This is a genomic window from Pseudomonas sp. P2S-1, from assembly GCF_057197725.1.
The window spans coordinates 860,804-886,290 of sequence record NZ_CM170068.1 but is presented as its reverse complement, the minus strand read 5'-3'; the positions used below and the strand labels follow the sequence as shown (position 1 = coordinate 886,290).

At 65.3% G+C, this 25,487-nt stretch carries 16 protein-coding genes; 9 read left to right on the top strand and 7 right to left on the bottom strand.

All coding sequences use genetic code 11. The features are described from left to right. Positions 1-214: 214 nt before the first annotated feature. The 4 genes from AC2CQI_RS04090 (at position 215) to AC2CQI_RS04075 (ending at position 5,283) form a co-directional block, all read left to right on the top strand. Positions 215-2,632, top strand: coding sequence for a glucose/quinate/shikimate family membrane-bound PQQ-dependent dehydrogenase (locus AC2CQI_RS04090; RefSeq protein ID WP_484579268.1), 2,418 nt, complete (start codon positions 215-217; stop codon positions 2,630-2,632). A 55-nt stretch (positions 2,633-2,687) separates the two neighbouring features. Further along, positions 2,688-3,944 carry a carbohydrate porin gene (locus AC2CQI_RS04085; protein WP_484579267.1) on the top strand — a complete coding sequence of 419 codons (1,257 nt, stop codon included), beginning with the start codon at positions 2,688-2,690 and terminating at the stop codon, positions 3,942-3,944. Positions 3,945-4,095: 151 nt separating this feature from the next. Next, on the top strand, positions 4,096-4,743 hold the full coding sequence (locus tag AC2CQI_RS04080; protein WP_075805723.1) for a DUF1345 domain-containing protein: 648 nt from the start codon (positions 4,096-4,098) through the stop codon (positions 4,741-4,743). Positions 4,744-5,022: 279 nt separating this feature from the next. Further along, positions 5,023-5,283: a DUF1652 domain-containing protein gene (locus AC2CQI_RS04075; protein WP_075805722.1), complete on the top strand. Its 261-nt coding sequence runs from the start codon at positions 5,023-5,025 to the stop codon at positions 5,281-5,283. Here the strand turns inward: AC2CQI_RS04075 and AC2CQI_RS04070 are convergent. From AC2CQI_RS04070 to AC2CQI_RS04040, 7 genes are all read right to left on the bottom strand, one after another. Beyond that, positions 5,267-7,360, bottom strand: a complete 2,094-nt coding sequence (locus AC2CQI_RS04070) for a putative bifunctional diguanylate cyclase/phosphodiesterase (RefSeq protein ID WP_075805721.1) — start codon at positions 7,358-7,360, stop codon at positions 5,267-5,269. The two genes, AC2CQI_RS04075 and AC2CQI_RS04070, sit on opposite strands and share 17 nt — an antisense overlap. A 910-nt stretch (positions 7,361-8,270) precedes the next feature. Further along, on the bottom strand, positions 8,271-9,530 hold the full coding sequence (locus AC2CQI_RS04065; protein ID WP_484579266.1) for a T6SS phospholipase effector Tle1-like catalytic domain-containing protein: 1,260 nt from the start codon (positions 9,528-9,530) through the stop codon (positions 8,271-8,273). 100 nt (positions 9,531-9,630) lie between these two features. Then, a complete protein-coding gene (locus tag AC2CQI_RS04060) occupies positions 9,631-10,008 on the bottom strand; it encodes a response regulator (RefSeq protein ID WP_075805717.1) in 378 nt (125 codons plus the stop codon). 54 nt (positions 10,009-10,062) lie between these two features. Further along, a complete protein-coding gene (locus AC2CQI_RS04055) occupies positions 10,063-11,301 on the bottom strand; it encodes a hybrid sensor histidine kinase/response regulator (protein ID WP_484579265.1) in 1,239 nt (412 codons plus the stop codon). Then, positions 11,295-11,870 carry a chemotaxis protein CheB gene (locus AC2CQI_RS04050; RefSeq protein ID WP_484579264.1) on the bottom strand — a complete coding sequence of 192 codons (576 nt, stop codon included), beginning with the start codon at positions 11,868-11,870 and terminating at the stop codon, positions 11,295-11,297. The genes AC2CQI_RS04055 and AC2CQI_RS04050 overlap by 7 nt, the downstream gene beginning before the upstream one ends. Beyond that, positions 11,867-12,688, bottom strand: a complete 822-nt coding sequence (locus AC2CQI_RS04045) for a CheR family methyltransferase (protein ID WP_075805714.1) — start codon at positions 12,686-12,688, stop codon at positions 11,867-11,869. Before AC2CQI_RS04045 ends, AC2CQI_RS04050 begins: the two co-directional genes overlap by 4 nt. Then, complete coding sequence (locus AC2CQI_RS04040; RefSeq protein ID WP_484579263.1) at positions 12,685-16,191, bottom strand: response regulator; 3,507 nt, start codon at positions 16,189-16,191, stop codon at positions 12,685-12,687. The genes AC2CQI_RS04045 and AC2CQI_RS04040 overlap by 4 nt, the downstream gene beginning before the upstream one ends. A gap of 259 nt (positions 16,192-16,450) precedes the next feature. On the opposite strand from AC2CQI_RS04040, the gene AC2CQI_RS04035 reads away from it, so the two are divergent. From AC2CQI_RS04035 to AC2CQI_RS04015, 5 genes are all read left to right on the top strand, one after another. Next, entirely contained in the window at positions 16,451-16,807 is a 357-nt protein-coding gene (locus AC2CQI_RS04035) for a response regulator (protein ID WP_075805712.1), read from the top strand. Between the two features lie 512 nt (positions 16,808-17,319). Next, positions 17,320-18,873, top strand: coding sequence for a glycogen synthase GlgA (glgA, locus tag AC2CQI_RS04030; protein ID WP_484579262.1), 1,554 nt, complete (start codon positions 17,320-17,322; stop codon positions 18,871-18,873). Positions 18,874-18,876: 3 nt separating this feature from the next. Continuing rightward, positions 18,877-20,640 carry a malto-oligosyltrehalose trehalohydrolase gene (gene treZ / locus AC2CQI_RS04025; protein WP_484579261.1) on the top strand — a complete coding sequence of 588 codons (1,764 nt, stop codon included), beginning with the start codon at positions 18,877-18,879 and terminating at the stop codon, positions 20,638-20,640. Next, complete coding sequence (gene malQ, locus AC2CQI_RS04020; protein ID WP_484579260.1) at positions 20,637-22,703, top strand: 4-alpha-glucanotransferase; 2,067 nt, start codon at positions 20,637-20,639, stop codon at positions 22,701-22,703. The genes treZ and malQ overlap by 4 nt, the downstream gene beginning before the upstream one ends. Beyond that, positions 22,700-25,486: a malto-oligosyltrehalose synthase gene (locus tag AC2CQI_RS04015; RefSeq protein WP_484579259.1), complete on the top strand. Its 2,787-nt coding sequence runs from the start codon at positions 22,700-22,702 to the stop codon at positions 25,484-25,486. Before malQ ends, AC2CQI_RS04015 begins: the two co-directional genes overlap by 4 nt. Position 25,487: the final 1 nt, after the last annotated feature.

Here is a 25,487-nt window from a genome sequence, read left to right as displayed (position 1 = left end):
TTCATACAGCCTAAGTTTCGTGCTGGATGGTTTTGGGAGCGCTGCGCACTCCATCGCAGGCAAGCCAGCTCCTACAAGGTGCGCGGTGCTGCCCAGCGGCTACGCTAAACCCGAGGGTTCAGGTCGGATTTTCACATTCGACCAATGAACTATCTGGTTAATTAGCTAGCTAAGCGTATAATCGCCTCCGCATTCACACAGCGAGATACCCGGCATGACCCCTCAACCTCAGGCCTCCGGCCTAAGCAAATTCATCCTGATCGGGCTGGGCACAGTGATCGCCCTGCTCGGCCTGGCCCTGGCTGCAGGCGGTATCCGCCTGACCACCCTGGGCGGCAGTTGGTACTTCCTGATCGGCGGCCTGGCCATGACCGTCGCCGGCATCCTCATCGCCCTGCGCAAGCCGGCCGGCGCCTGGTTGTTCGCGGCGTTCCTGGTGGCCACGGCGATCTGGGCCCTAGTCGACACCGACCGGACCTTCTGGCCAATGTTCTCCCGCCTGTTCATGTTCAGCGTCATCGGCCTGGTGGTCGCGCTGGTCTACCCGATGCTCAAGCGTGCCTCCGGCGCGAGCGGCGGCCGTGGTGCCTACGGCATCGCCGGCGTGCTGGCGATCGCCGTGGTCTGGGCCGTGGGCAACATGTTCGTGCCGCACCCGACCGTCGAAGCCCAGGGCAGCGGCCCGGCCCTGACCCCGGTGGATCCGGCCAAGGCGCAGAAAGACTGGGCGCACTACGGCAACACCGAGGGCGGCAGCCGCTTCGCTGCGCTGGACCAGATCAACCGCAGCAATATCGACAAGCTCAAGGTGGCCTGGACCTACCACACCGGCGACGTCGCCATCAGCGACGGCAACGGCGCGGAAGACCAGTTGACCCCGCTGCAGGTCGGCAACAAGGTGTTCATCTGCACCCCGCACAACAACCTGATCGCCCTCGATGCCGATAGCGGCAAGGAACTGTGGCGCAACGATATCAACGCCCAGTCCAAGGTCTGGCAGCGTTGCCGTGGCATGGCCTACTTCGATGCCACTCAGCCTGTCGCACAGCCGACCCAGCCGGACAGCATCCCGGTGATCGCCGCCAGCGTCCCGGCCGGTGCCGCCTGCCAGCGTCGCCTGCTGACCAACACCATCGACGCCCGCCTGATCGCGGTCGACGCCGATACCGGCGCCTTCTGCGAAGACTTCGGCAACAAGGGCCAGGTCGACCTGAAGGCCGGCCTCGGTGATGTGCCGGACTCCTACTACCAGTTGTCCTCTGCCCCGCTGATGGCCGGTACCACCGTGGTGGTCGGCGGTCGGGTCGCGGATAACGTGCAAACCGACATGCCTGGCGGCGTGATCCGCGGCTTCGACGTAATCACCGGCGCCATGCGCTGGGCCTTCGACCCGGGCAATCCGCAAGACAAGCAAGCCCCGGCCGACGGCAGCACCTACGTGCGCAGCACGCCGAACAGCTGGGCGCCAATGTCCTACGACGCGGCGATGAACACCGTGTTCCTGCCGATGGGCAGTTCGTCCACCGACATCTATGGTGTCGAGCGGACCGAGCTGAACCACAAGTACGGCGCTTCGGTGGTCGCCCTGGACGCCAGCACCGGCGCCGAGAAGTGGGTCTACCAGACCGTGCACAACGATCTGTGGGACTTCGACCTGCCGATGCAGCCGAGCCTGATCGACTTCACCAAGGCCGATGGCAGCAGCGTTCCAGCCGTCGTGATCGGCACCAAGGCCGGGCAGATCTTCGTCCTTGACCGCGCCACCGGCCAGCCGCTGACCAAGGTCGAAGACGTGCCGGTCAAGCCGTCCAACATCCCCAACGAGCCGTACTCGCCGACCCAGCCGAAATCCACCGGAATGCCGCAGATCGGCGCACAGACCCTGACCGAGTCGGACATGTGGGGCGCGACCCCGTATGACCAGTTGCTGTGCCGCATCGACTTCAAGAAGATGCGCTACGACGGCCTGTACACCGCGCCGGGCACCGACCTGTCGCTGAGCTTCCCGGGCTCGCTGGGCGGGATGAACTGGGGCAGCCTGTCGACCGACCCGGTCAACGGCTTCATCTTCGTCAACGACATGCGCCTGGGCCTGTGGATCCAGATGATCCCGTCGGCCAACAAGGGCCAGGCCGCTGGCGGTGGTGAAGCACTGAACACCGGCATGGGCGCGGTACCGCTCAAAGGCACGCCGTATGCGGTGAACAAGAACCGCTTCCTGTCGGTCGCCGGCATTCCGTGCCAGGCCCCGCCGTACGGCACCCTGACCGCCATCGACATGAAGACCCAGAAAGTCGCCTGGCAGGTTCCGGTCGGCACCGTGGAAGACACCGGCCCGCTGGGTATCCGCATGCACCTGCCGCTGCCGATCGGCCTGCCGACCCTTGGCGGCACCCTGTCGACCCAGGGCGGCCTGGTGTTCATCGCCGGCACCCAGGACTTCTACCTGCGCGCCTTCGATAGCGGCAACGGCAAGGAAATCTGGAAAGCCCGCCTGCCTGTCGGCAGCCAGGGTGGCCCTATGACCTACGTGTCGCCGAAGACCGGCAAGCAATACGTGGTCATCACCGCTGGCGGCGCACGCCAGTCCACCGACCGCGGCGACTACGTGATCGCCTACGCCCTGCCTTGATCCCCCCGGCGCCCGCCTCCATGGCGGGCGCCCGCTTTATCCTGGAATGACCGAAATGCTTTCTTCCCCGCGTTACCTTCCCGCCGCCTTGCTGGGCGCTTGCCTGTTGCCCTCGTTTGCCTTCGCCGACTCGACCCTGACCGGCGACTGGGGCGGCCTGCGCAGCCAGATGGACGCCGACGGCATCCGCTTCACCGGCGACTACAGTGGCGAGACCGTCTACAACACCCACGGCGGCCTCAAGCGTTCGGCGCGCTACTCGCAGAACCTCAAGCTCGGCGTGCGGTTCGACCTGGACAAGCTGCTCCAGGCCGAGAATGCCGGCGTGGTGCAACTGACCCTCAACGACCGCCGCGGCAACGACGGCTCCGGCGACCTGGTCGGCAACCGCCTGCCCTTGCAGGAAAACTACGGTGGCCTGTACACCCGCCTCACCGAACTGAGCTACGAGCGCACCCTGTTCACCCCGGACCTGGACGTGAAGCTCGGCTACATGGCCATGGGCAATGACCTCGGCGGGCTCGACAGCGGCATCCTCTGCAACTTCATGAACGCCGGTTTCTGCGGGCATCCGCTGAACATGTCCGGTGGCAGTGGCTGGACCAACTACCCGAATGCGCGCCTTGGCGTGCGGGTGAAATACAGCTTCGACCCGGCCTGGCAACTGCGCGTGGCCGCCTTTGCCGTGGATCCGGAAAGCAACGGCAACTCCAGCCGCGCCTGGAACATCACGCCCAAGCACAAGACCGGGACCGTGGTGCCGGTGGAGCTGGTGTACAAGAAGCTCAATGGCCTGCCTGGCGAATACAAGGTGGGTTGGTACTACGACAGTTCCGATGCCAAGCGCATTGGCAGCGACGAGGAAGTGGCCGGGCGTGGCGGACATTACGTGCTGCTGGACCAGGCGGTATGGCAGGCGAATGACCTGGCGGGCCAGACCCTGCATGTGTTCGGGCAGGCCGCGGCGGCCAGCTCGGCGGCGTCGCCGTTCAGCAAGTGGTACAGCGTCGGCGTGGTGCTCAAGCAACCGTTCGCCAGCCGCCCGAACGACACCCTGGCACTGGGCTTCGGCCGTGCCGTACCGAACCCCCGCAGCCGCGAGGTGCAGGAGCAGAACGCGCTGGCCAATGGTGACGACTTCCCGAGCCTGGGCAGTGCCGAGCGCTTGATCGAGCTGAGCTATGGCTATCAGGCGACGCCGTGGCTGACGCTGCGCCCGGATGTGCAGTACGTCATGGAGCCGGGAGCGTTTTCCGGGGCTAATATCGACAATGCGCTGGTGGTGGGCCTGCAGGTGAAGGCTGCCCTGTAATCTGCAGCACTGCTGATGGCCAGCCGTCTCCCGCCAAAGGTGGGTGGTGCGGCACCGGCCCCGTGGCCGTCAGCAGCACCTCCAGTCCGGGGAACATCCCCCGTGGCGCGATCGTCTACAGTTGCCTGAAGCCCTCTCCCAGCGAGCCCACATGGCATTCCACAAACTGGCCCGGACCCATCCCCGCCTCTCCCTCGCCGCGGCACTCGGGGTGCTCGGCGGCCTGTTCATTCCCGCCGGCGACAAGGTCCAGCACATCCTCGCCGGCTGGAACATCGCCGTCTGGATCTACCTGGTACTGATCCTGCTCCTGACCTTCAAGGCCGGCGCTCCGCGGGTCCGGCAGATCGCCGAAGAAGAAGACGAAAACGCCGTGCTGGTGCTCTTCGTGGTCAGCATCGCCGCCGTCGCCAGCCTCGCCGCGGTCACCCTGCAACTGGCCGGCAGCAAGGACCTGCAAGGCCAGGCGCTGGTCCTGCACTACGCCTACACCGGGCTGACCGTGGCCGGCTCGTGGCTGTTGATCGGCACCATCTTCAGCCTGCACTACGCGCGCCTGTTCTATACCTGCGACGGCAAGGAGCCGCTACTGCGCTTCGCCGACGGCGAATGCCATCCCGACTTCTGGGACTTCCACTACTTCTCTTTCACCATCAGCGTCGCCGTGCAGACCTCCGACGTCGGCATCGGCGGCAAGCAGATGCGCAGGGTCGTGCTGGTGCACTCGCTGATCGGCTTCCTGTTCAACACGGCAATCCTCGGTTTCACCGTGAATATCGCCGCCGGCTTGCTGAGCTGAAAGCCGGTCACGCCGCCGGTCGGAAACCCTCGACCCCGTTCGCGCCGACCGTCCGCCAGCGCGCCCGTGCAGGCCGGGTACAGGTGGCGGAGAAAACGTTTGCGCAAAAAATCGCCAGGTCGATGGAGTGTGACGGCTGTCATGGAACCGTAAAAAGCACCGGGAATTATTCCTTTTCACCCCGGGCAATGCTGCTATGGTTAGCCTCTGGCCGGAAAAGGCCTACTACTTTGGTCGAATTCATTCAGGGTTGTCGTCGCGCGGTACAAGGAGGCCTGCATGAACAAATTCACCTTCCCCGGCGCCTGCCAGATGATGCGCTGGCATTTTCATCCGCTCGGCTTCGAAGCAAGCATGGATGCGCCGCGCAGCATGGTCGCCCGGCTGTTCGACCGGGCCACCGGCGAAACCCTGCTGGCCATTGCCGGCATCCCTTGCTCCACCGTCATGGCCGCCCACGATGTCGAGCGGATCATCGAGGCGGTGGAAGACGAACTGGAAGCCTTCCAGCCGTCCTGCGCCCTCAAGCGCTCGGCCTGACCGCCTGGGCCACCCTCACCCGCTCTATATCCTGCAGAAAACGCTCGGGCGGCACCGGTTGCCCGAGCAGATAGCCTTGCAATGAATCGCAGCCCAGCCGGGTCAGGAAGTCCTGCTGGCGGTCGGTTTCCACCCCTTCGGCCACGATACGCAGGCCCAGCGCCTGGCCCAGGGCGACGATGGCCGAGACGATCGCCGCATCGTCGCTGTCCTGCTCCAGGTCACGGACGAAACCGCGGTCGATCTTCAGTTCGTTGGCCGGCAGGCGCTTGAGGTACATCAGGCTGGAGTAGCCAGTGCCGAAGTCGTCGATGGACAGGTCCACGCCCATGTCCGACAGGCGTTGCAGCACGTCCATGCTGGCATCGGCATCGCGCATGGCGGTGGTTTCGGTGATTTCCAGGGTCAGGCTGTTGGGCGCGAGGTCGTTGCGGCGCAGGGCGGCAGCGACGCTGTCCACCAGCCCGGCATGACAGAACTGGATAGCCGAGAGGTTCACCGCGATACGCCAGTCGGCATAGCCCTGGTCGATCCAGACGCGCATCTGCCGGCAGGCCTCTTCCAGCACCCACTCGCCGATGGGAATGATCAGCCCGGTCTTTTCCGCCAGGGTGATGAAGCGGTCTGGCAGCAACAGGCCGTGGACCGGGTGTTCCCAGCGCACCAGCGCCTCGGCGCCGATGGGGTGGCGACCAATGGCGTCGTACTTGGGCTGGTAATGCAGGCGGAACTGCTTTTCCTCGACCGCGGTGCGCAGGTCCTGCAGCAACTGCAACTGCAGGCGTGCGTTGCTGTTCATCGACACGTCGAAGAAGCTGTAGCCGTTCTTGCCGGCGCTCTTGGCGTGATACATCGCGGCGTCGGCGTTGCGTAGCAATTCGTGCTGGTCCGCCCCGTTGCCGGGGTACAGGACGATGCCGATGCTCGCGGAAATCTGCAGGTTCTGTTCGGCCAGGCGGAACGCCCGGGACACCAGGTTGACCTGCTTGGCGGCGACGTTGACCGCATCGTCAGGGTCGTCCAGTTCCACCAGCAGGACGAATTCGTCGCCACCGATCCGCGCGAGGGTGTCCTGGCTGTGCAGATGACCGCGCAGGCGCAGGGCCACTTCCTTGAGCAACTGGTCGCCGGTGTGGTGGCCGTAGGCATCGTTGACCGGCTTGAAGCCATCCAGGTCGATGAACATCAGCGCGAACTGGCCGCCGTGCTCGGCCACCTTGCTCATGGCCTGGTCGATACGGTCGGCCAGCAGGGTCCGGTTGGGCAGCCCGGTGAGGGTGTCGTGCAGGGCCAACTGGGTCAGCTCCTGGTTGGCCAGGGTCAGGGAACGCGCGAGGTCGGCGGTGCGGGCTTCGAGGCGGGCATCGAGGACCGAGGTCAGCAGCGCTACCGACAGCACTGCCAGTGTGGTGATCAGCACCAGGTAATCGAGGCCATCACCGTTGAAACCGCTCTCGAAGGCGCCACAGAAGCTGCCTTCGGGGAAGTTGGCAGCCGCCATGCCGGTATAGTGCATGCCGACGATGGCAACCCCCATGACCACGGCCGCGCCAGCGCGTACCTGGCGCACATAGGGGGTGTTGCGGCGCAGGCGGAAAGCGATCCACAGCGCCGCCATCGAGGCGCCGACCGCAATCAGCAGGGACAGGCCGAACAGCAGTGGGTCGTACTGGATGCCGGGCTGCATGCGCATCGCCGCCATGCCGGTGTAGTGCATGCAGGCGATGCCGGCGCCCATGATGCCGGCGCCGAGCAGCAGCATGCGCAGCGGCAGGCTGCGCTGGCTGACCAGCCATAGCGCAAAGCCCGATGACAACACGGCGATGACCAGCGAGAGGATGGTCAGGGTGACGTCATAGCCCAACTGGATCGGCAGGCTGAAGGCGAGCATGCCGATAAAGTGCATCGACCAGATACCCATGCCCATGGCCAGCGCGCCGCCGGTCATCCACAGATACACTGCACGGCCCTTTGCCGTGGCCAGGCGGCCAGTCAGATCGAGGGCGGTATAGGAAGCGAGGATCGCCACGCACAGGGAAATCACGACCAGGGAGGGGGAATAACTGCCGTTCAGCATCGAGCAATCCAGGACGGAAAAAGGCGCGGGCAATGTGCCAGCCCAAAAAACCGATGATTGTACTCAAGCTTTCGGGAAACGCACGGAGTTTTACTGGGCGGGCGCCCAGTGGCAGGCTTGCCAGCGATTACGATGGTGGCCTTGATCCCGCAATCGCTGGCAAGCCAGCTCCCACAGTGTCCGCGTCGAACACAAAACCTGCGGCTGGCCGAGCAACCTGTGGGAGCTGGCTTGCCAGCGATTGCGGCAGGCCTCAGCATCGCAATCGCTGGTAAACCCCCACAGTGACCGCGTCGAACACATAACCTGCGGCTGGCCGAGCAATCTGTGGGAGCTGGCTTGCCAGCGATTGCAGTAGTGGCCTCAGCATCGCAATCGCGGGTAAACCCGCTCCCACAGTGACCGCGTCGAACACAGAACCTGCGGCTGGCCGAGTAACCTGTGGGAGCTGGCTTGCCAGCGATTGCAGTAGTGGCCTCAGCATCGCAATCGCGGGTAAACCCGCTCCCACAGTGACCGCGTCGAACACAGAACCTGCGGCTGGCCGAGCAACCTGTGGGAGCTGGCTTGCCAGCGATTGCAGTAGTGGCCTCAGCATCGCAATCGCGGGTAAACCCGCTCCCACAGTGACCGCGTCGAACACAGAACCTGCGGCTGGCCGAGTAACCTGTGGGAGCTGGCTTGCCAGCGATTGCAGTAGTGGCCTCAGCATCGCAATCGCGGGTAAACCCCCACAGTGACCGCGTCGAACACAAAACCTGCGGCTGGCCGAGCAACCTGTGGGAGCGGGTTCACCCGCGATTGCGATAGCGGCTTCACTACCGCAATCGCTGGCAAGCCAGCTCCCACAGTGTCCGCGTCGTGTCCAGCAGCGCAGGTTGGGTGCGCTGCCGGACTTGCAGCCCTGAGGTCATTCCACAATCGAATGAACCACCCTCACCCCATCCACTGTCGGCCGGTTGATGAACAGGCAGTCAAGCAACGGACTGTCCGACTGCAACTGCGCATTCCAGTTGGCCGAACGATGGATGTAGCGGCGCCGCAACAAGGCCATCTCTTCAGTCTCCAGCCCGCGCCCGGCCAGCAGTTTCTCTGCGATGCCCTGCAATGCCTCGGGCAATCCCCGCTCGGGTGCAGTCAGCGGGACGCCAGCGCGCCGCGCCAGTTCGTGCATCATCCACAGGTAAACCCACGACAGATCGGCCGAGACCTCCCGCTCACCCTCGATCCACACCCGCACGCGCTTTTCCCGCTGGATATCGCGCTTGGGCACAAACGGCTGGTCGACGGTCTGGCTTTGCAGGCGCACGCCAAGCCCCAGCGCCGCCCATTCCTCCTGGCGCCGCTGCAAACACTGGCTCGCCTGCTGCCAGGCCCTGGTGCTTTCCAGTGGCACATGGGCCCACTCGATGCTGCTGAACGGGCGCTCCAGCACCGCATGCTCCACGCCGTCCCGATAGCCGCCGCCGATATCGCAGTGATCCCCCGGCACGACCCAGTCATCCGGCCCGGCCACCAGAGGAAAATTCAGCCGTCGCTCGTCCGCAGCCACCAGGTGCACCACCCGCCGTGCCTGGCCGGCACGCAAGCCCAGGCGCAACCCGTCGAAATCGGCATTGGCCGCGCTGAAATTGCCCTTGAGCGGGGCAATGATGCTGGCAACGGTATCGAACAGGCCGATGAAGTTCACACTCAGCGGAATGTCGCCGCAGGCACTGCGCAGTCCCTGCAGATCATTACCGAGGTGACGTGCGGCCGCCGCGCCGCGGCTGAAACCGAACAGATCGAGCTTGATGTGCGAGACCGCCACCGTCGGGTTGTCCACCAAAAAACCCTGCAGCAGCGCTTCGAGCTGCCTGGGCACCTGCGCCACCCGCGCCGCCACGCCGGAGGCGCCGCGTCCGGTGGCCTGCTCGATCAGGGCATCGGCTTCGCCACGCCGGGTGCCGATACCCTCGATGTACAGCGCCAGCGCAGCCTGCCGGGCGTCACCGGCGAGCTGCTGGCAGTGCGGATAAAGGGCATACAACCGCGCCACATTGCTCTTGCCCAGGGCATAGCTGCCGGCGCCACCCTGCTCGCTGTTGTGCAGGTTCATGCCGGTGCCGTCGAAAAACAGGCCGAGGTGAAGGGTGATGTCGCGGGTACGGGGAGGGAGTGTCGGATTCATGACGGTTCCTGTGTCGTGAGAACAAGGAACCGATCGGATCACCCCGCGAAATCGCGGGGTATAAGGGAAATCGACTCAACGCGTACGAATCGGCTGAAGCTCAGGCCAACAATTCCTGAATCTGCTCGCGCAGGCTATCCAGGTCGAAAGGCTTGGCCAGGATCGGCGCGCGGAAGGCTATCGGGCTGCCGGACTCGCGGATTTCCGCCGGGTAGCCGCTGATGAAGATGACCTTGAGGTCCGGTCGCAGCTTGACCGCCGGCTCGGCGATATCCACGCCGGAAATTCCGCCGGGCAGGCGGAAGTCCGTAACCATCAGGTCCAGGTGCGGCTTGCTGGCGAGGATCTCGAACGCCTGGGCACCGTCTTCGGCGAGCAGGACGCGGTAGCCCTCGCCCGAGAGGTAATCATTGAGGACCATACGGATAACCGGCTCGTCTTCGACGACCAGTACTACATCTTGCGCATCTACGCTCATGCCAACGCCTTGATTCTATTCATTCGGGTGATGATGACCATACAGACCCCGGTCTTACGCAGAGGTTGCTTCGGAGCGACCACTTTCATTCTTTCGTTCATGCATATCGCATACCAGCGGCAGGTGGACGCGGAACGTCGCCCCTTCGCCCTCGGCACTGCTCACTGAAATCCGCCCGCCATGGGCCAGGACGATCTGCTCGGAGATATACAGCCCCAGGCCCAGCCCGGCGACGCTGTGGTTGGACGCCACGCGCTCGAACTGCTGGAAGATCCGTTGCTGGTTCTGCGGGCTGATGCCGATGCCCTGGTCGCGCACTTCCACGCAGGCCATGCCGTCATCCTCCAGTACCCGTACCTGCACCGGCCGTTTCGCCCCGTAACGCAGGGCGTTACTCAGCAGGTTGGCGATCACCTGTTCGATACGGAACTCATCCCATATTCCTTCCAGTACGCCGCTGCCCTCCAGCTCGATGACCGAGCCGGCCGCCGCAGCCTGGGCGGCGAAGTTTTCCACCAGGCGCCCGGCCAGTTGCCCGAGGTCGAAGCGTGATGGGCTGATGGACAGCTTGCCGGTGCGGATCCGCGAGACATCGAGCATGTCCTCGATCAGGCGGATGAGGCTGTTGATCTGGCGCTCGTCGCGCTCGACCATGGCGCGCATCTTGTCCAGGGTGAAGGCATCGGCGTTGTCCCGGGCCAGGTGCAGCTTGCGCAGCTGGGTTTCCAGGATCAGCCCGTTGAGCGGCGTGCGCACCTCATGGGAAACGATGGACATGAAGTCGTCGCGCATGCGCACCGCCCGCTCCAGTTCGCCGCGGGCCACCTGCAACTGCTCGAGCAATTGCTGCTGTTCCTGCTGGCTGCGCGCCAAGGCCTGGACCTGATGGTCGAGGGCCTTGCGCTGGCGATACAGCTCGACGAAGACCTTGACCTTGCTCTTCACTGCCAGGGTGTCCAGCGGCTTGTGCAGGAAATCCACCGCGCCGCTCTCATAGCCCTTGAACGCATAATTCATCTCGCGCCCGGCGGCGCTGACGAAAACGATCGGAATGTGCTTGGTCTTCTCCATTCCGCGCATCAGTTCGGCCAGCTCGAAACCGTTCATGCCGGGCATCTGCACATCGAGAATGGCCAGGGCAAATTCGTGCTCCAGCAGCAGCGACAGGGCCTGGTCGGCGGAGCCCGCCTGGTAGACCGCACGATCATCCGCCTTGATCAGCGCTTCGAGCGCCAGCAGGTTCTCCGGAAGATCGTCGACGATCAGCAGTTTGGCTTGGATGTGGCTCAGCATTCTTGTGATTCCAGCTTGGCGAGCAAATGCCCGATGCCATTCAAAGGGAGTATGTGGTCAGGCCGATGCAGGGCCAGCGCGGCCGCCGGCATGGCCGAGACCTGGGCCTGGGCCGGGTCCTGGACGATGCTCAGACCACCGTACTCACTGATTCGTGCCAGACCGGCGGCACCATCTTCATTGGCCCCGGTCAGCAGCACCCCGGCCAGCGCCGCCCCGTAGCAGTCGGAGGCGGACTCGAAGAGCACGTCGATCGATGGCCGGGAGTAGTGCACGCGGTCTTCCTGGCTCAGGGACAGGCTGCGGTCACGCTCCACCGACAGGTGATAACCGGGCCCGGCGACATAGATCATGCCCGGCTCGATGCTCTCCTTGTCCCGCGCCTCGCGCACCGGCCGCCCCAGCTTGCGCGAGAACACCTCGGCGAGCTGGCTGTCGTGGTCGTCCGGCAGGTGCAGCACGCAGATCAGCGGGATGGCAAAGTCCTTCGGCAGGCAGGCCATCACCGAAAGCAACGCGCTGACCCCGCCGGCCGAAGCACCCATGACGATCGCATCGATGCGCTTCATAGCTTGCGGTAGATCCGCTCGGGCTTGACCAGCGGCTCGAAGCGGTTGGCATAGGCGGAGAAGTCCAGGGTCTCCTTGCTGCCCAGGACCAGGAAGCCGCGGTGGCACAGGGACTCGTGGAACAACCCGAAGGAGCGGTCCTGCAGGCCCTTGTTGAAATAGATCAGCACGTTGCGGCACGACACCAGCTGGGTCTCGGAGAACACGCTGTCGGTGGCCAGGCTGTGGTCGGCGAAGGTCACGTTCTCGCGCAGGCTGCCGTCCATGATGGCGTTGCCGTAGGCGCAGGTGTAGTAGCTGGCGAACTCCCGGGTGCCACCGGCGGCCTGGTAGTTGCGCTCGTAGTTGCGCATGGCGTCCATGCTGTAGATGCCCTGCTTGGCCTTCTCCAGGGAGTTGGGGTTGATGTCGGTGGCGTAGATGATGGTGCGCTCCAGCAGGCCTTCCTCACGCAGCAGGATGGCCATGGAATACACCTCTTCGCCGGTGCTGCAGCCGGCGATCCAGATCTTGATCGACGGCCAGGTCTTCAGGTGCGGCACCACCTCCCGGCGCAGGGCGAGGAAGTGGCTGGGGTCGCGAAACATCTCGCTGACCGGAATGGTCAGGTACTGCAGCAACTGCATGAAGATGCCCGGGTCATGCAGCACCTTTTCCTGCAGCCCGGTGACCGTGGCGCAGTCGAACTGGCGCACGGCATGCAGGATGCGGCGCTTGATCGAAGCGCCGGAGTAGTCGCGGAAATCGTAGCTGTACTTGAGGTAGATGGCCTCGATCAGCAGTCGGATCTCGATGTCGGTATTGCGCTCGCTATTCAAATTCGCTCCAGTTGCGGCAGCCACACGCGGATCAGGGAGAACAGCCGGTCGAGGTCGATCGGCTTGGCCAGGTAGTCATTGGCCCCGGCCTGCAGGCAGCGTTCCTGATCGTCTTTCATTGCCTTGGCGGTGACGGCGATGATCGGCAGCTTGCGCCAGCGCGGATCCTTGCGGATCAGGCGGGTCGCCTCGAAGCCATCCATCTCCGGCATCATCACGTCCATCAGCACCAGATCGATATCACTGCCCTGCTCCAGGCGCTCGATGGATTCGCGGCCATTGCGCGCGATCTCCACCAGGGCGCCCTTGTGCTCCAGGGCACTGGTCAGGGCGAAGATGTTGCGCACATCGTCGTCCACCAGGAGGATCTTGCGCCCCTCGAAGACCTTGTCGCGGCTGCGCGCGGTGCGCAGCATGCGTTGCCTTTCATGGGACAGCGTCGATTCGACTTTGTGCAGGAACAGTGTCACTTCATCCAGCAGGCGCTCCGGCGAGCGTGCGCCCTTGATGATGATCGAGCGGGAATACTTGAGCAGCTCGGCCTCTTCGTCGCGGCTCAGGTTGCGCCCGGTATAGACGATCACCGGCGGGAAGGACTGGATCTCGTCCACGGTCATGCGCTTGAGCAGCTCGTTGCCCGGCATGTCCGGCAGCTTGAAGTCGATCACCATGCAGTCGTAGACATGCGCCTTGAGCAGGTCCAGGGCTTGCTGGGCGGTGCCCACGGCGGTGATCTGCACGTCATCGTCACCGATCAGGCGGGCGATGCTCTCGCGCTGCAGGTCGTCGTCCTCGACCAGGAGGATGTGCTTGAGCTTCTGGGTCAGCTTTTCTTCCAGGCGGGCGAAGACGGTCTTCAGTTCCTCGCGGCTGGTGGGCTTGACCACATAACCCACGGCGCCCATGTGCAGGGCGGTCTCGATACGGTCCTCGACGGAAATCACGTGCACCGGGATATGCCGGGTGGCGGCCTGTTCTTTAAGGCGCTGGAGCACGGTCAGGCCGGAATGGTCGGGCAGGCGCATGTCCAGCAGGATGGCATCCGGGACGAAGCGCTCGGCCAGCTCGAATCCGTCGTCGGCGGCATGCGCCACCAGGCAGTTGTAGCCGAGCTCGTGGGCCAGGTCGAAGAGGATGCGGGCGAAGTTCGGCTCGTCCTCGATTACCAGGATGCAGCGCTGGCTGAACGGCGCCTTGTGCCGGTCATCCTCGAAGGCCAGGCGGCGCACCGGGCCTTCGGCCAGGGGCACGCTTGGCACTTCCGGCAGTGCTGCCGGCAGGCTTTGCGCCAGCGGCTGCGGACGGCTGAGGGTGGACGGCTGCAACTGGTCGACGATCGGCTCGTAGCTTTCCGGCAGGCTCAGGCTGAACACGCTGCCCTGGCCCGGCGCGCTCTGCACCTGGATCTCGCCACCGAGCAGGCGGGCCAGGTCACGGGAAATCGACAGGCCCAGGCCAGTGCCGCCGTAACGGCGGTTGGTGGTGCCATCGGCCTGGTGGAAGGCCTCGAAGATCGCCTCCTGCTGGTCGGCGGCGATGCCAATGCCGCTGTCACGCACCAGGAACACGATACCGCCGCCTGCCTGCGGGGCCAGGGTCAGGCTGACCTGGCCTTGCTCGGTGAACTTCAGGGCGTTGGACAGCAGGTTCTTGAGGATCTGCTCAAGACGCTGGCGGTCGGTGTAGAGGGTCGCCGGGACCTGTGGCTCGACGCTGACGCCGAAGCTCAGGCCCTTGTCCGCCGCCAGCGGCTCGAACAGCCCGCGCAGGCCATCGGCCAGGCGCGCCACCTGCAGCGTTTCGGCGCGCACATCGAGCTTGCCGGCTTCGACCTTGGCGATATCGAGAATGTCGTTGATCAGGCTGAGCAGGTCGTTGCCCGCGGAATAAATCGACTCGGCGAACTTGACCTGTTCGTCGCTGAGATTGTCCTGCGGGTTTTCCGCCAGCAGCTTGGCCAGGATCAGCGTGCTGTTGAGCGGCGTACGCAGTTCATGGGACATGTTGGCGAGGAATTCGGATTTGTACTTGCTCGAGCGCTGCAGTTCCTCGGCGCGCTGCTGCAACTGCACCTGGGCCTCGTTGAGCTCGGTGTTCTTGACATCCAGAGCGTCGCGCTGGGAAGCCAGGGCATCGGTGCGTTCGGCCAGTTGCTCGTTGGTCTGCTCCAGCTCCGCGCGCTGGGTTTCCAGATGGGCCTGGGACTCCTTGAGCACCCGCGACTGTTCCTCCAGTTCCTCGTTGGCGGTTTTCAGTTCTTCCTGCTGGACCTGCAGTTCTTCGTTGAGCTGCTGGGTCTGGGCCAGGACTTCCTGCAGGCGCTGGCGGTAGCGGGCACTTTCGATGGAGGTGCCGAGGTTGCCGGCGACCCGCTCCAGCAGCTCACCGTCACGTGCGCTCAGGGGACGCAGGAAGCCCAGTTCAAGGACGCCGTTGATCTGCCCGTCATTGGTCGCCGGCATCAGCATCACGCTGCGCGGCAGGCCTTCGCCCAGGCCCGAGCTGACCTTGAAGTAGTCTTCCGGCACCTCTTCCAGGGTCAGCAGGCGATTCTGTGCCAGGGCCTGGCCGACCAGGCCCTCGTGGGGGCTGATGACCTGGTCGCGGGCATCCTGCTCGCGGGAGAAGCCGTAGCTGGCGACCCGATGCAGGTTGTCATGCTCGTCGCGCACGTACAGGGCGGCGACCACACTGCCCAGGTAATTGGAGAAGAACTGCAGGATGTTGTGGCCGAGGGTCGGCAGGGTCTGCTGGCCCAGGACCTGCTGTGCCAGCTGGTTCTGCCCGTTGCGGATCCAGCCCTGCTGCTCCAGGCGCTCGGTGGAGCGCTCCTGGGCCTCGATATTGGCCTGGTAGCTGCGCGACAGGTTAAGCAGGTCGCGGCGCCCGACCCAGGCCAGCAGGCCGCTGACCACGATGACGAACAGCAGGTACAGGGAAATCGACACCCAGGTGGTGGTGCTCACGGTTTCGTTGCGCTTGGCCCGCAGTTGCTGCTCCAGCCCGACGAAGTCCTCGTATTCCTTGCGGATCTGGTCGGTCAGGCGCTTGCCGCGGCCGGCCTGGATATCGGAGCGGTAATCGCCGCTGGTGCGCCGGGCCTCGATCATCTCCCGGCCAAAGTCGTTCCATTCGGCCTGCAGAGCATCCAGGCGGGTCAGGCGATCGAGCTGGATCGGGTTGTCCGCCACCAGTTCGCGCAAGGTCTGCATCTGTGCGGCGATGCGTGGCTTGGCCAGCTCATAGGGGTCGAGGAAGTGCGCTTCGCCGGTCAGCAGGTAACCGCGCATGCCGGTTTCCTTGTCGATCGACAGCTTGAGCGACTCGTTGGCGTTGTTGATCACCCGGTCGGTGTGGCCGACCCACTGGATCACCGACAGCAGGTACGCAATCACGGCGATGAACACCACGGCACTCAGCAGCCCCACTCCCAGGGGCAGGCTGATATTGCGCACCAGCAGCTTCTGGAAGCGCTGCTGGTCGATAGGGTTTGACTGATTCATCTGTTGGTCCATGCGGCAGAGTGTGGCGATTGTTTTTTTGGCTTATGGATCAGGCGGGTGGTGCCTGACTGACGCTGATGTCCCAGTCTATCCGTCTTCGCGGCTGTTCGCAGGGCACAAAGCCAGTATTTGAGGCATGACGTTTGGATTCGTTCCGTGCATTATCGCGCCCCGCTATGCTCATCATCGTCGATGCCGGGAACTTCCGGCGGCGCGCTGCTTACAGAGTGAGTAACAATCATTGCCGCAGGAGTTACCCATGCCCGCCACCGCCCCACTTCTGGTCGTTGAAGACGACAACATCGTGCGCATGCTGATGGTCGACGTCCTTGAGGAACTGGGATACGAGGTCAGGGAGGCCGAGGACGCGGAACAAGCCCTGGAATTGCTTGGCAATCCGGACCAGCATTTCGCCCTGATGCTCACCGACGTCGGCCTGCCGGGCATCGACGGCAAGGAACTGGCCCGCCAGACCCGGGAACTGCGGCCAATGCTGCCAATTTTGTTCGCCAGCGGGTATGGGCAGAGCATCGATGTGCCGGAGGGGATGCATATGATCAGCAAGCCGTTCGGGATCGATCAGCTCAGGGACAAGATGAAGGCCATTCTGGGCTAGAGCCTCACTTTCAAGGCCAGCTTGGCCCCCTGTGGGAGCTGGCTTGCCAGCGATGAGGCCGGCACTGACAAAGAGGTTGTCAGGCCGGGCCAAATCGCTGGCAAGCCAGCTCCCACAGGTTCATTTGCCCGCCCGGAAGTTCCTGACCAGGCACCCCGACACCACCCACCTGTCTTCATTCTGAAATGTGACCAACGGGTCACCGCTTATTCCATCCCTCTCCTACACTCCTCAATCCTGCCTGTCGTCCGCCTGCAAGCATCTCCCAAAAAAGTTTGAACCTTGTGGGAACCCGGCCAGTCAGGAATTCAAGCAGGTCATCGTTTCCGGCGTTCCCGGACGCAACCGGCCCATCCCTACACTTCGTCACCTCGTCAACGGCAGGAGCGCCGGTTGGCGCAGCGCTTGCACGGACCACAGGGAAGCAACACCGCTCGCAGAGAAAGAGAGAACAGATACAGGCATCGCATTCGGGCGAATCGCCCAAAGCACAAGGGACGGAGAGAAGTTAAATGATCAGTGCCGCTGTCGAACCGCATTTCAATCCAGACAACAGCGCCCCCGTGGGCAACGAGATCGTCGATACCGGCGGCCTTGGCTTCGTCGGCGACAACAGGCAGAACCGGCACAAACGCAAAGTCTTGTTCGTTACCTCGGAAATCGCCGACCTGGTCAAGACCGGCGGCCTCGGCGACGTCTCCGCCGCCCTGCCCCGGGCCCTGCGCCACCTGCACGATGTTCGCGTGCTGATCCCCGGTTACCCGCAAGTGATGGACAGCGACTCCCCGATCCATGTGGTCGGCGAACTTGGTGGCCATGCCGCCCTGCCTCCCTGCCAGATCGGCCGCATGGACCTGCCTGACGGCCTGGTCATCTACGTGCTGATCTGCCCTGAGCTGTACCAGCGCGAAGGCACGCCCTACGGCGCCAACAACGGTCGCGACTGGCCTGACAACCACATCCGCTTCGCCCGCCTGGGCCTGGCCGCCGCGGAAATCGCCGCCGGTGAAGGCATGGTCCACTGGACCCCGGAACTGATCCACGCCCATGACTGGCCCGCGGGCCTGGCCCCGGCCTACATGCACTGGCGCGGCCTGAACACGCCGACCCTGTTCACCATCCACAACCTCGCCTACCAGGGCGTGCACAGCCTGGCCTGCACCCCGGAGCTGGCCATCCCCGAACATGCCCTGCAACAGGAAGGCATGGAGTTCTACGGCAAGCTGTCGTTCCTCAAGGCCGGCCTGGCCTACTCCAGCCATATCACCACGGTCAGCGCCACCTACGCCGAGGAGATCACCACCCCGGCGTTCGGCTGCGGCCTTGACGGCTTCCTCGCCAGCAAGGCCCAGCAAGGCCTGTTGAGCGGCATTCCCAATGGCATCGACGAGAGCTGGAACTCGGCCACCGACAGCCATCTGCAACACAACTTCGGCCTGAACGACTGGGAAGGCAAGGCGGCCAACGCCACCCAGGTGCGCGAGCTGTTCGGCCTGGAGCCGTCCACCGGCCCGCTGTTCGCCGTGGTGTCGCGGCTGGTCTACCAGAAAGGCCTGGACCTGACCCTGGGCGTGGCCGAGTACATCGTCCAGCAAGGCGGCCAGCTCGCGGTGATCGGCCGTGGCGAGCCGGAAGAGGAACAGGCCATGCGCGAGCTGGCCCTGCGCTTCCCCGGCCGGATCGGCGTGCGCATCGGTTTCAACGAGACCGATGCACGGCGCATGTTCGCCGGCAGTGACTTCCTGCTGATGCCGTCGCGCTACGAGCCCTGCGGCCTGAGCCAGATGTACGCTCAGCGCTTCGGCTCGCTGCCGATCGCCCGCAATACCGGCGGGCTGGCGGACACCATCGAGAACGGGGTGACCGGCTTCCTCTTCGACGAATCCACCGTGGACAGCTACCGCGAAGCGCTGAGCCGGGCCTTCTACGTGTTCGAGAAGAAAAACCTGCTCAACGCCATGCGCTGCCTGGCCATGACCCAACCTTTCAACTGGTGCCAGGCGGTGGAACCGTACGCCCGGCTGTACGAGGACCTGGTCGTTCGCGCCGCTTGCGTGCGGGGGTGATCCATGGCGGCACTGCCCCTGCGCTTCACCCATGGGGCGCTGGTCGAAGACGGCCAGCGCACCTGTTTTTCCCTGTGGGCGCCTGACGCCCGTACTGTCGAACTGGAGCTGGACGGCGCTACCTTCGCCATGGCCCCCGAGGCCGATGGCTGGTTCCGTCTGCATCGGCGCTGCCCGCAGGGCGCGCTGTACCGCTATCGCATCGATGGCGAGCTGTCGGTGCCTGATCCGGCCTCGCGTTTCCAGCCCCAGGGCGTGCATGGCCCGAGCCAGGTGGTGGCGCCGCAGCGTTACCCCTGGCGCAACACCGAGTGGCGCGGCCGGCCATGGACCGAGGCGGTCATCCAGGAAGTGCATGTCGGCCTGCTCGGCGGCTATGCCGGGGTCATGCGCGAACTGCCGCGCCTGGCCGAACTGGGCATCACCGCCATCGAACTGATGCCGATCCACCAGTTTCCCGGCGAGCGCAACTGGGGCTACGACGGCGTGCTGCCGTTCGCCCCGCAGCACAGTTACGGCACGCCGGACGAACTCATGGCGCTGATCGACCAGGCCCATGGCCTGGGGCTGATGGTCATGCTCGATGTGGTCTACAACCACTTCGGCCCGGACGGCAACTACCTGCACCGCTATGCCGAGCGCTTCTTTCGCGAGGACAAGCACACGCCCTGGGGCGCGGCGATCGACTTCCGCCGCGCGGAAGTGCGCGACTTCTTTATCGAAAACGCCCTGATGTGGCTGAGCGACTACCGCTTCGACGGCCTGCGCCTGGACGCCGTGCATGCCATCGAGGACCCGGACTTCCTCCGCGCCCTGTCCAGTGCGGTGCGCCAGCATTGCGGCGAGAACCGCCATTGCTGGCTGGTGCTGGAGAACGAGGCGAACCAGGCCAGCCTGCTGGAGAGCGCCTTCGACGGGCAATGGAACGACGACGGCCACAACACCCTGCACGTCATGCTCACCGGCGAAAAGGAAGGCTATTACGCCGACTTCCAGGAGCCGACAGCGCGTCTGGCCCGCTGCCTGGGCGAAGGCTTCGTCTACCAGGGCGAAACCAGCCACCACGGCACGCCCCGGGGCGAACCCAGCGCGCACCTGCCGCCGAGCGCGTTCGTGCTGTTCCTGCAGAACCACGACCAGACCGGCAACCGCGCCCTTGGCGAGCGCCTGCCGGCCCTGTGTTCGCCCCAGGCCCTGCGTGCAGCAACCACCCTCCTCCTGCTGTCACCGATGATCCCGCTGCTGTTCATGGGCGATGAATGGGCCAGCGAGTCGCCATTCTTGTTCTTCACCGATCACCACGATGAGCTGGCCGACGCCGTGCGCGAGGGTCGCCGCGGCGAGTTCAAGGGCTTCGCTGCCTTCGCCGACCCCGAGCAACGCGCACGCATTCCCGACCCCAACGCCGTGCAGACATTCCTCGACTCACGTCCCAAGCGCAACGCCCACAGCGCCAGTTGGGAGGACTTCTACCGCCACCTGCTAGAGCTGCGCCGCCAGCACCTCGTCCCCCACCTCGCCGGCACCCGTGCCCTCGGTGCCGAAGTGCTCGGCGACAGGGCAGTCAGCGCCCGCTGGCAACTGGGCGATGGCCGCGAACTGCGCATCGACCTCAACCTCGGCCCGGGCCCGGTGCAGTCGCACCTGCCGGACACCCATCAACCGCTGTTCAACTGCACTGAAGCAGTGCACCAACCCGGCACGCTGCCCCCGTACAGCGCCCTGGTCAGTCTGAATTCCCACGCCGCAGCGGAGCCTGCCCCATGAGTGACCTGCAACTGCACCATCTGGCCCGACGCGCTGGCGTCGCCGTGGACTGGATCGACGCCAACGGCCGTGCACAACAGGTCAGCGAAGCCAATCTACGCCGGGTACTCGGCGCCCTTGGCCACCCTGCCGACGACGCAGACAGCATCGCCAGCAGCCTGGCCGCGCTGGAAGAGGCCGAGGACGAGCAGCACCTGCCGCCTTTGCTGACAGTGGATATCGACACAACCCTGGACCTGTCGCGCTGGTTCGACGGCGGCAGCCTGGTGCACGCCGCCCTCGAGGACGGCAGCGAACAGGCCCTGCGCCTGGACCCCAAGGGCAAGCTGCCGGGCGGCCTGCCCCTCGGCTATCACCGCCTGAATATCAATGGCCAGGGCTTCACCGTCGCCGTGGCGCCGCTGCGCTGCTTCACCCTGGCTGACGCAAAACACCAGGCCACGGCCCGGGCCTGGGGCATCAGCGCCCAGCTCTACAGCCTGCGCCGCCCCGGCGATGGCGGCTTCGGCGACTGCCAGGCCCTCGAAGCCCTGGCCCGCAGTGCCGCCGAGCGCGGCGCCGATGCCCTGGCGATCAGCCCGATGCATGCGATGTTCGCCAACAACGCCCACACCTTCAGTCCTTATTCGCCGTCCAGCCGGCTGTTCTTCAATGCCCTGTATGCCAGCCCGGAACTGCTGCTAGGCGAGCGCGTGGTGCGGGTCGCCAAGGAATCCCTTGAACAACCGTTCGACGAACTGGAGCAACTGCCACTGATCGACTGGCCGCTGGCCGCCGCCGCCAAGCAGAAACTGCTGCGCGCCCTGTACCGCGACTTCAGCCGGGGCGAGCATCCGCTGCGCGAGGATTTCGACAGTTTCCGCAAGGCCGGTGGCCACGCCCTCGAAGATCACTGCCGCTACGAAGCCCTGCTCGACGCCGCGGCCAGCCGTGGCGTAACCGCCGACTGGCGCAACTGGCATGACGGCTGGCGCGACCCGGGCAGCCTTGAAGTGGCGCAGTTCGCCGAGAACTACCCGGCTGCCATCGAGTACTACGTGTTCTGCCAATGGCTGGTGACCCGTGGCCTGCAACGGGTGCAGCAAGCCGCGCGCGGCCAGGGCATGGCCGTGGGCCTGATCGCCGACCTCGCCGTGGGTGCCGATGGTGCCGGCAGCCAGGCCTGGGCCCGCCAGGACGAACTGCTGGCCGAGGTGCATGTCGGTGCCCCGCCAGACATCCTCAACCGCGCCGGACAGAACTGGGGCATCACCGCCTTCTCCCCGCAAGGCCTGAAGCGCAACGGTTTCCGCGCCTTCATCGAGATGCTGCGGGCCAACCTCGCCCATGCCGGCGGCCTGCGCATCGACCATGTGATGGGCCTGTACCGCCTGTGGCTGATCCCGGCCGGGGCGACCGCGCCGGAAGGCGCCTACCTGCATTACCCGATCGACGACCTGCTGCGCCTGCTGGCCCTGGAGTCGGTGCGCAACCGCGCAATCATCCTCGGCGAAGACCTCGGCACCGTGCCCGAGGGCCTGCGGGAAAAGCTCGCGGCGCGGGGCATCCTCGGCATGCGTGTGTTGCTGTTCGAGCAGGACCCGCCCGGGCGCTTCAAGCCGATCCTCGACTGGCCGGACAGCGCCCTGGCCACCACCAGCACCCACGACCTGCCGCCCCTGGCCGGCTGGCTGGCGTCGCGGGATATCGACTGGAACCAGCGCCTGAAACTGATCGACGCCATTACCGAACGGGACTGGCGGGAAACCCGACAAACCGAAATCAAGGGACTGCGCCAATTGCTGGAAAGCAACTATCACCACCCGCTCAACGATGCCGACGCCGTGATCGACGCCAGCGTGCGCCTGCTCGGCCATACTCGCGCGCCCCTGGTGCTGCTGCCGCTGGAGGACCTGCTCGGGGTCGATGAACAACCCAACCTGCCCGGGACCATCGACGGTCATCCCAACTGGCAGCGGCGCTTCGCCGCCCCGGCCCGCGAGCTGCTCGACGATGTGGACGCCGCACGGCGCCTGGAACTGCTGGCGCAATCCCGTGAGCAAGCCTGGGAGCGCGATCAATGAAAGCCATGACCGCGACCCTGCGCCTGCAATTCCACGCCGGTTTCACCCTCGACGATGCGGTGCCGCTGGTGCCCTACTTCGCCCGTCTCGGTATCAGCCATGTGTACGCCTCGCCGCTGCTGGAGGCCCGCCCCGGCTCGATGCATGGTTACGACGTGGTCGATCCGACCAAGGTCAGCCCGGAGCTGGGTGGCGAGGCGGCGCTGGAGCGTCTGGTGGCCGCCTTGCGCCAGCACGGCATGGGCCTGCTGCTGGACATCGTCTCCAACCATATGGCCGTCGGCGGTGAACATAATCGCTGGTGGCAGGACCTGCTGGCCTGGGGCCGGCGCAGCCGCTACGCCGAATTCTTCGATATCCAGTGGCACTCGCCGGACCCGCTGCTCGAAGGCCAGTTGCTGCTGCCGTTCCTTGCCGACGACTACGGCAAGGTTTTGCAGGACGGCGCCGCACCGCTGCGCTTCGACGCCGCCAGCGGGCATTTCCTGGTGCATCACCATGACCACCGCTTCCCCATCAGCCCGCCGGACTACGCCCTGATCCTCGCCGGCAGCCAGCTGACCGACCTGCGCGACCTGGCCGGGCGCTTCGCCGCCTGCAAGGATGCCGACGAGGCCGAGCCGCTGCTGCGGGTGCTCGCCAGCCTGGCCTGCCATGCCCAGCACGCGGTGGATATCGAGCGTCTGCTGGAAGGCTTCAATTCGCGCAGTGACGAAGGCTTCAAGCGCCTGCACGCCCTGCTGGAGCGCCAGCACTACCGCCTGGCCAGCTGGCGCACGGCGGCAGACGATATCAACTGGCGGCGCTTCTTCGACGTCAACGAGCTGGGCGGGCTGCGGGTGGAGAAGCCGGCGGTGTTCGAGGCGACCCACGGCAAGCTGTTCGAGCTGATCGGCCGGGGGCTGGTGGACGGGCTGCGTATCGACCATATCGACGGCCTCGCCGACCCGCGTGGCTACTGCCGCAAGCTGCGTCGGAGGGCTACCGCGCTGCTCGCCGAGCGGCCGCTGAATGCCGCGCTGGAGCACCTGCCGATCTATGTCGAGAAGATCCTCGGCCCCGGCGAAAGCCTGCACCGCGACTGGCAGGTGGATGGCACCACCGGTTACGAATTCATGAACCAGGTGTCGCTGCTGCAACATGACCCGGCCGGTGAAGCTGCACTGACCGAGTTGTGGCATGACCTCAGTGAGCGCCCGGCGTTTGCCGACGAGATCCGCCAAGCCCGCCAACTGGTGCTGCAAGGCACGCTTGCCGGCGACTTCGAATCGGTGGCCCAGGCGTTGTTGCAGGTGGCGCGCAACGATGTGATGAGCCGCGACCTGACCCTCGGTGCGATCCGCCGTGCGCTGCAGGCGCTGGTCGAGCACTATCCGGTCTATCGCACCTATATCAACGCCTGTGGCCGTCCTGCCGAAGATGAAGCCTTCTTCCAGCAGGCCCTGGAACAAGCCCGTATCAGCCTCGGCGATGCCGACGCCAACGTGCTTGACTACCTGCAACGCTGGCTCGGCGGCGAGCGCTGGCGCAGCCTGCCGCCGGGCCGGGCGCGAAAGCAGTTGCGCCATGCCTGCGTGCGCTTTCAGCAACTGACCTCGCCCACCGCTGCCAAGGCCGTGGAAGACACCACTTTCTATCGCTCGGCGGTGCTGCTGTCGCGCAACGATGTCGGCTTCGATGCCGAGCGTTTCAGCGCGCCGCCCTCGGCCTTCCACGACAGTTGCCTGCAACGCCTGGCCGCGTTCCCGGACAACCTGCTGGCCACCGCCACCCACGACCACAAGCGTGGCGAGGACATGCGTGCCCGGCTGGCGGTGATCAGCGAGCGTCCCGACTGGTACGCCCAGCGCATCGAACACTGGCGCGAACTCGCCGAGCCACTGCGCCAGGAGCTTCCGGACGGCCCCGCACCGAGTGCCGGCGATGAACTGATGCTCTACCAGACCCTGCTCGGTAGTTGGCCGCTGGACCTTGGTCCGGACGACGACCTGGGCCTGCGCGCCTACGCCGAGCGCCTGCGCCAGTGGCAGGTCAAGGCGCTGCGCGAGGCCAAGTTGCGCAGCAGCTGGAGCGCCAGCAACGAGCCTTACGAGACGGCCTGCGCGGCCTTCCTCGACGCCATCCTGCTGGACCGCCAATGCCAGCAACTGCGCCATTCCATCGCCGAAGCCGCCCTCGCCCTGGCCTGCCCCGGTGCGCTGAACAGCCTGGTACAGACGCTCTTGCGCATGACCGCCCCGGGCATCCCGGACCTGTACCAGGGCGCCGAGTTCTGGGACTTCAGCCTGGTCGACCCGGACAACCGCCGCCCGGTGGACTTCCCCGCCCGCCGCCAGGCCCTGGCCGAGGACCTGCCGGTCGCCGAACTGCTCGGCCAGTGGCGCGACGGCCGAATCAAGCAGGCGCTGATCGGCCAGGTGCTGGAGCGCCGTCAGCGCTTCCCCGAACTGTTCCTGCGCGGCGACTACGTGCCGCTGCAGGTGCTCGGCAAACATGCCCAGCGGGTGCTGGCCTTCGCCCGTATCCACGATGACCAGCACGCGGTGGTCATCGTCCCGCGCCTGGCGGCCGGCCTGCTTGGCGGACAGGCGCAACCGCTGATCCCGGCGCAGAACTGGGACGACACGCGGGTGCTGTTGCCGTTCGACCTGCCCACTGCCAACTGCTCGGGACTTTTCGAACAGCGCGCAGTCACACACAACAGAGAGCTGTGGCTGAGCAGCGCGCTGGAACACCTTCCCGTGAATCTCTTTATCGATCACATCGAGTCATCAGGAGCCTAGC

Excerpts from the sequence above, each read along its gene's own strand:
- AC2CQI_RS04075 (WP_075805722.1), top strand. The coding sequence starts at position 5,023 with ATGAACAAATTCACCTTCCCCGGCGCCTGCCAGATGATGCGCTGGCAT.
- glgA (WP_484579262.1), top strand. The coding sequence starts at position 17,320 with ATGATCAGTGCCGCTGTCGAACCGCATTTCAATCCAGACAACAGCGCC.
- treZ (WP_484579261.1), top strand. The coding sequence starts at position 18,877 with ATGGCGGCACTGCCCCTGCGCTTCACCCATGGGGCGCTGGTCGAAGAC.
- AC2CQI_RS04060 (WP_075805717.1), bottom strand. The coding sequence starts at position 10,008 with ATGAGCGTAGATGCGCAAGATGTAGTACTGGTCGTCGAAGACGAGCCG.
- AC2CQI_RS04065 (WP_484579266.1), bottom strand. The coding sequence starts at position 9,530 with ATGAATCCGACACTCCCTCCCCGTACCCGCGACATCACCCTTCACCTC.
- AC2CQI_RS04015 (WP_484579259.1), top strand. The coding sequence starts at position 22,700 with ATGAAAGCCATGACCGCGACCCTGCGCCTGCAATTCCACGCCGGTTTC.
- AC2CQI_RS04035 (WP_075805712.1), top strand. The coding sequence starts at position 16,451 with ATGCCCGCCACCGCCCCACTTCTGGTCGTTGAAGACGACAACATCGTG.
- AC2CQI_RS04050 (WP_484579264.1), bottom strand. The coding sequence starts at position 11,870 with ATGAAGCGCATCGATGCGATCGTCATGGGTGCTTCGGCCGGCGGGGTC.
- AC2CQI_RS04085 (WP_484579267.1), top strand. The coding sequence starts at position 2,688 with ATGCTTTCTTCCCCGCGTTACCTTCCCGCCGCCTTGCTGGGCGCTTGC.
- malQ (WP_484579260.1), top strand. The coding sequence starts at position 20,637 with ATGAGTGACCTGCAACTGCACCATCTGGCCCGACGCGCTGGCGTCGCC.
- AC2CQI_RS04070 (WP_075805721.1), bottom strand. The coding sequence starts at position 7,360 with ATGCTGAACGGCAGTTATTCCCCCTCCCTGGTCGTGATTTCCCTGTGC.
- AC2CQI_RS04090 (WP_484579268.1), top strand. The coding sequence starts at position 215 with ATGACCCCTCAACCTCAGGCCTCCGGCCTAAGCAAATTCATCCTGATC.
- AC2CQI_RS04040 (WP_484579263.1), bottom strand. The coding sequence starts at position 16,191 with ATGAATCAGTCAAACCCTATCGACCAGCAGCGCTTCCAGAAGCTGCTG.
- AC2CQI_RS04080 (WP_075805723.1), top strand. The coding sequence starts at position 4,096 with ATGGCATTCCACAAACTGGCCCGGACCCATCCCCGCCTCTCCCTCGCC.
- AC2CQI_RS04055 (WP_484579265.1), bottom strand. The coding sequence starts at position 11,301 with ATGCTGAGCCACATCCAAGCCAAACTGCTGATCGTCGACGATCTTCCG.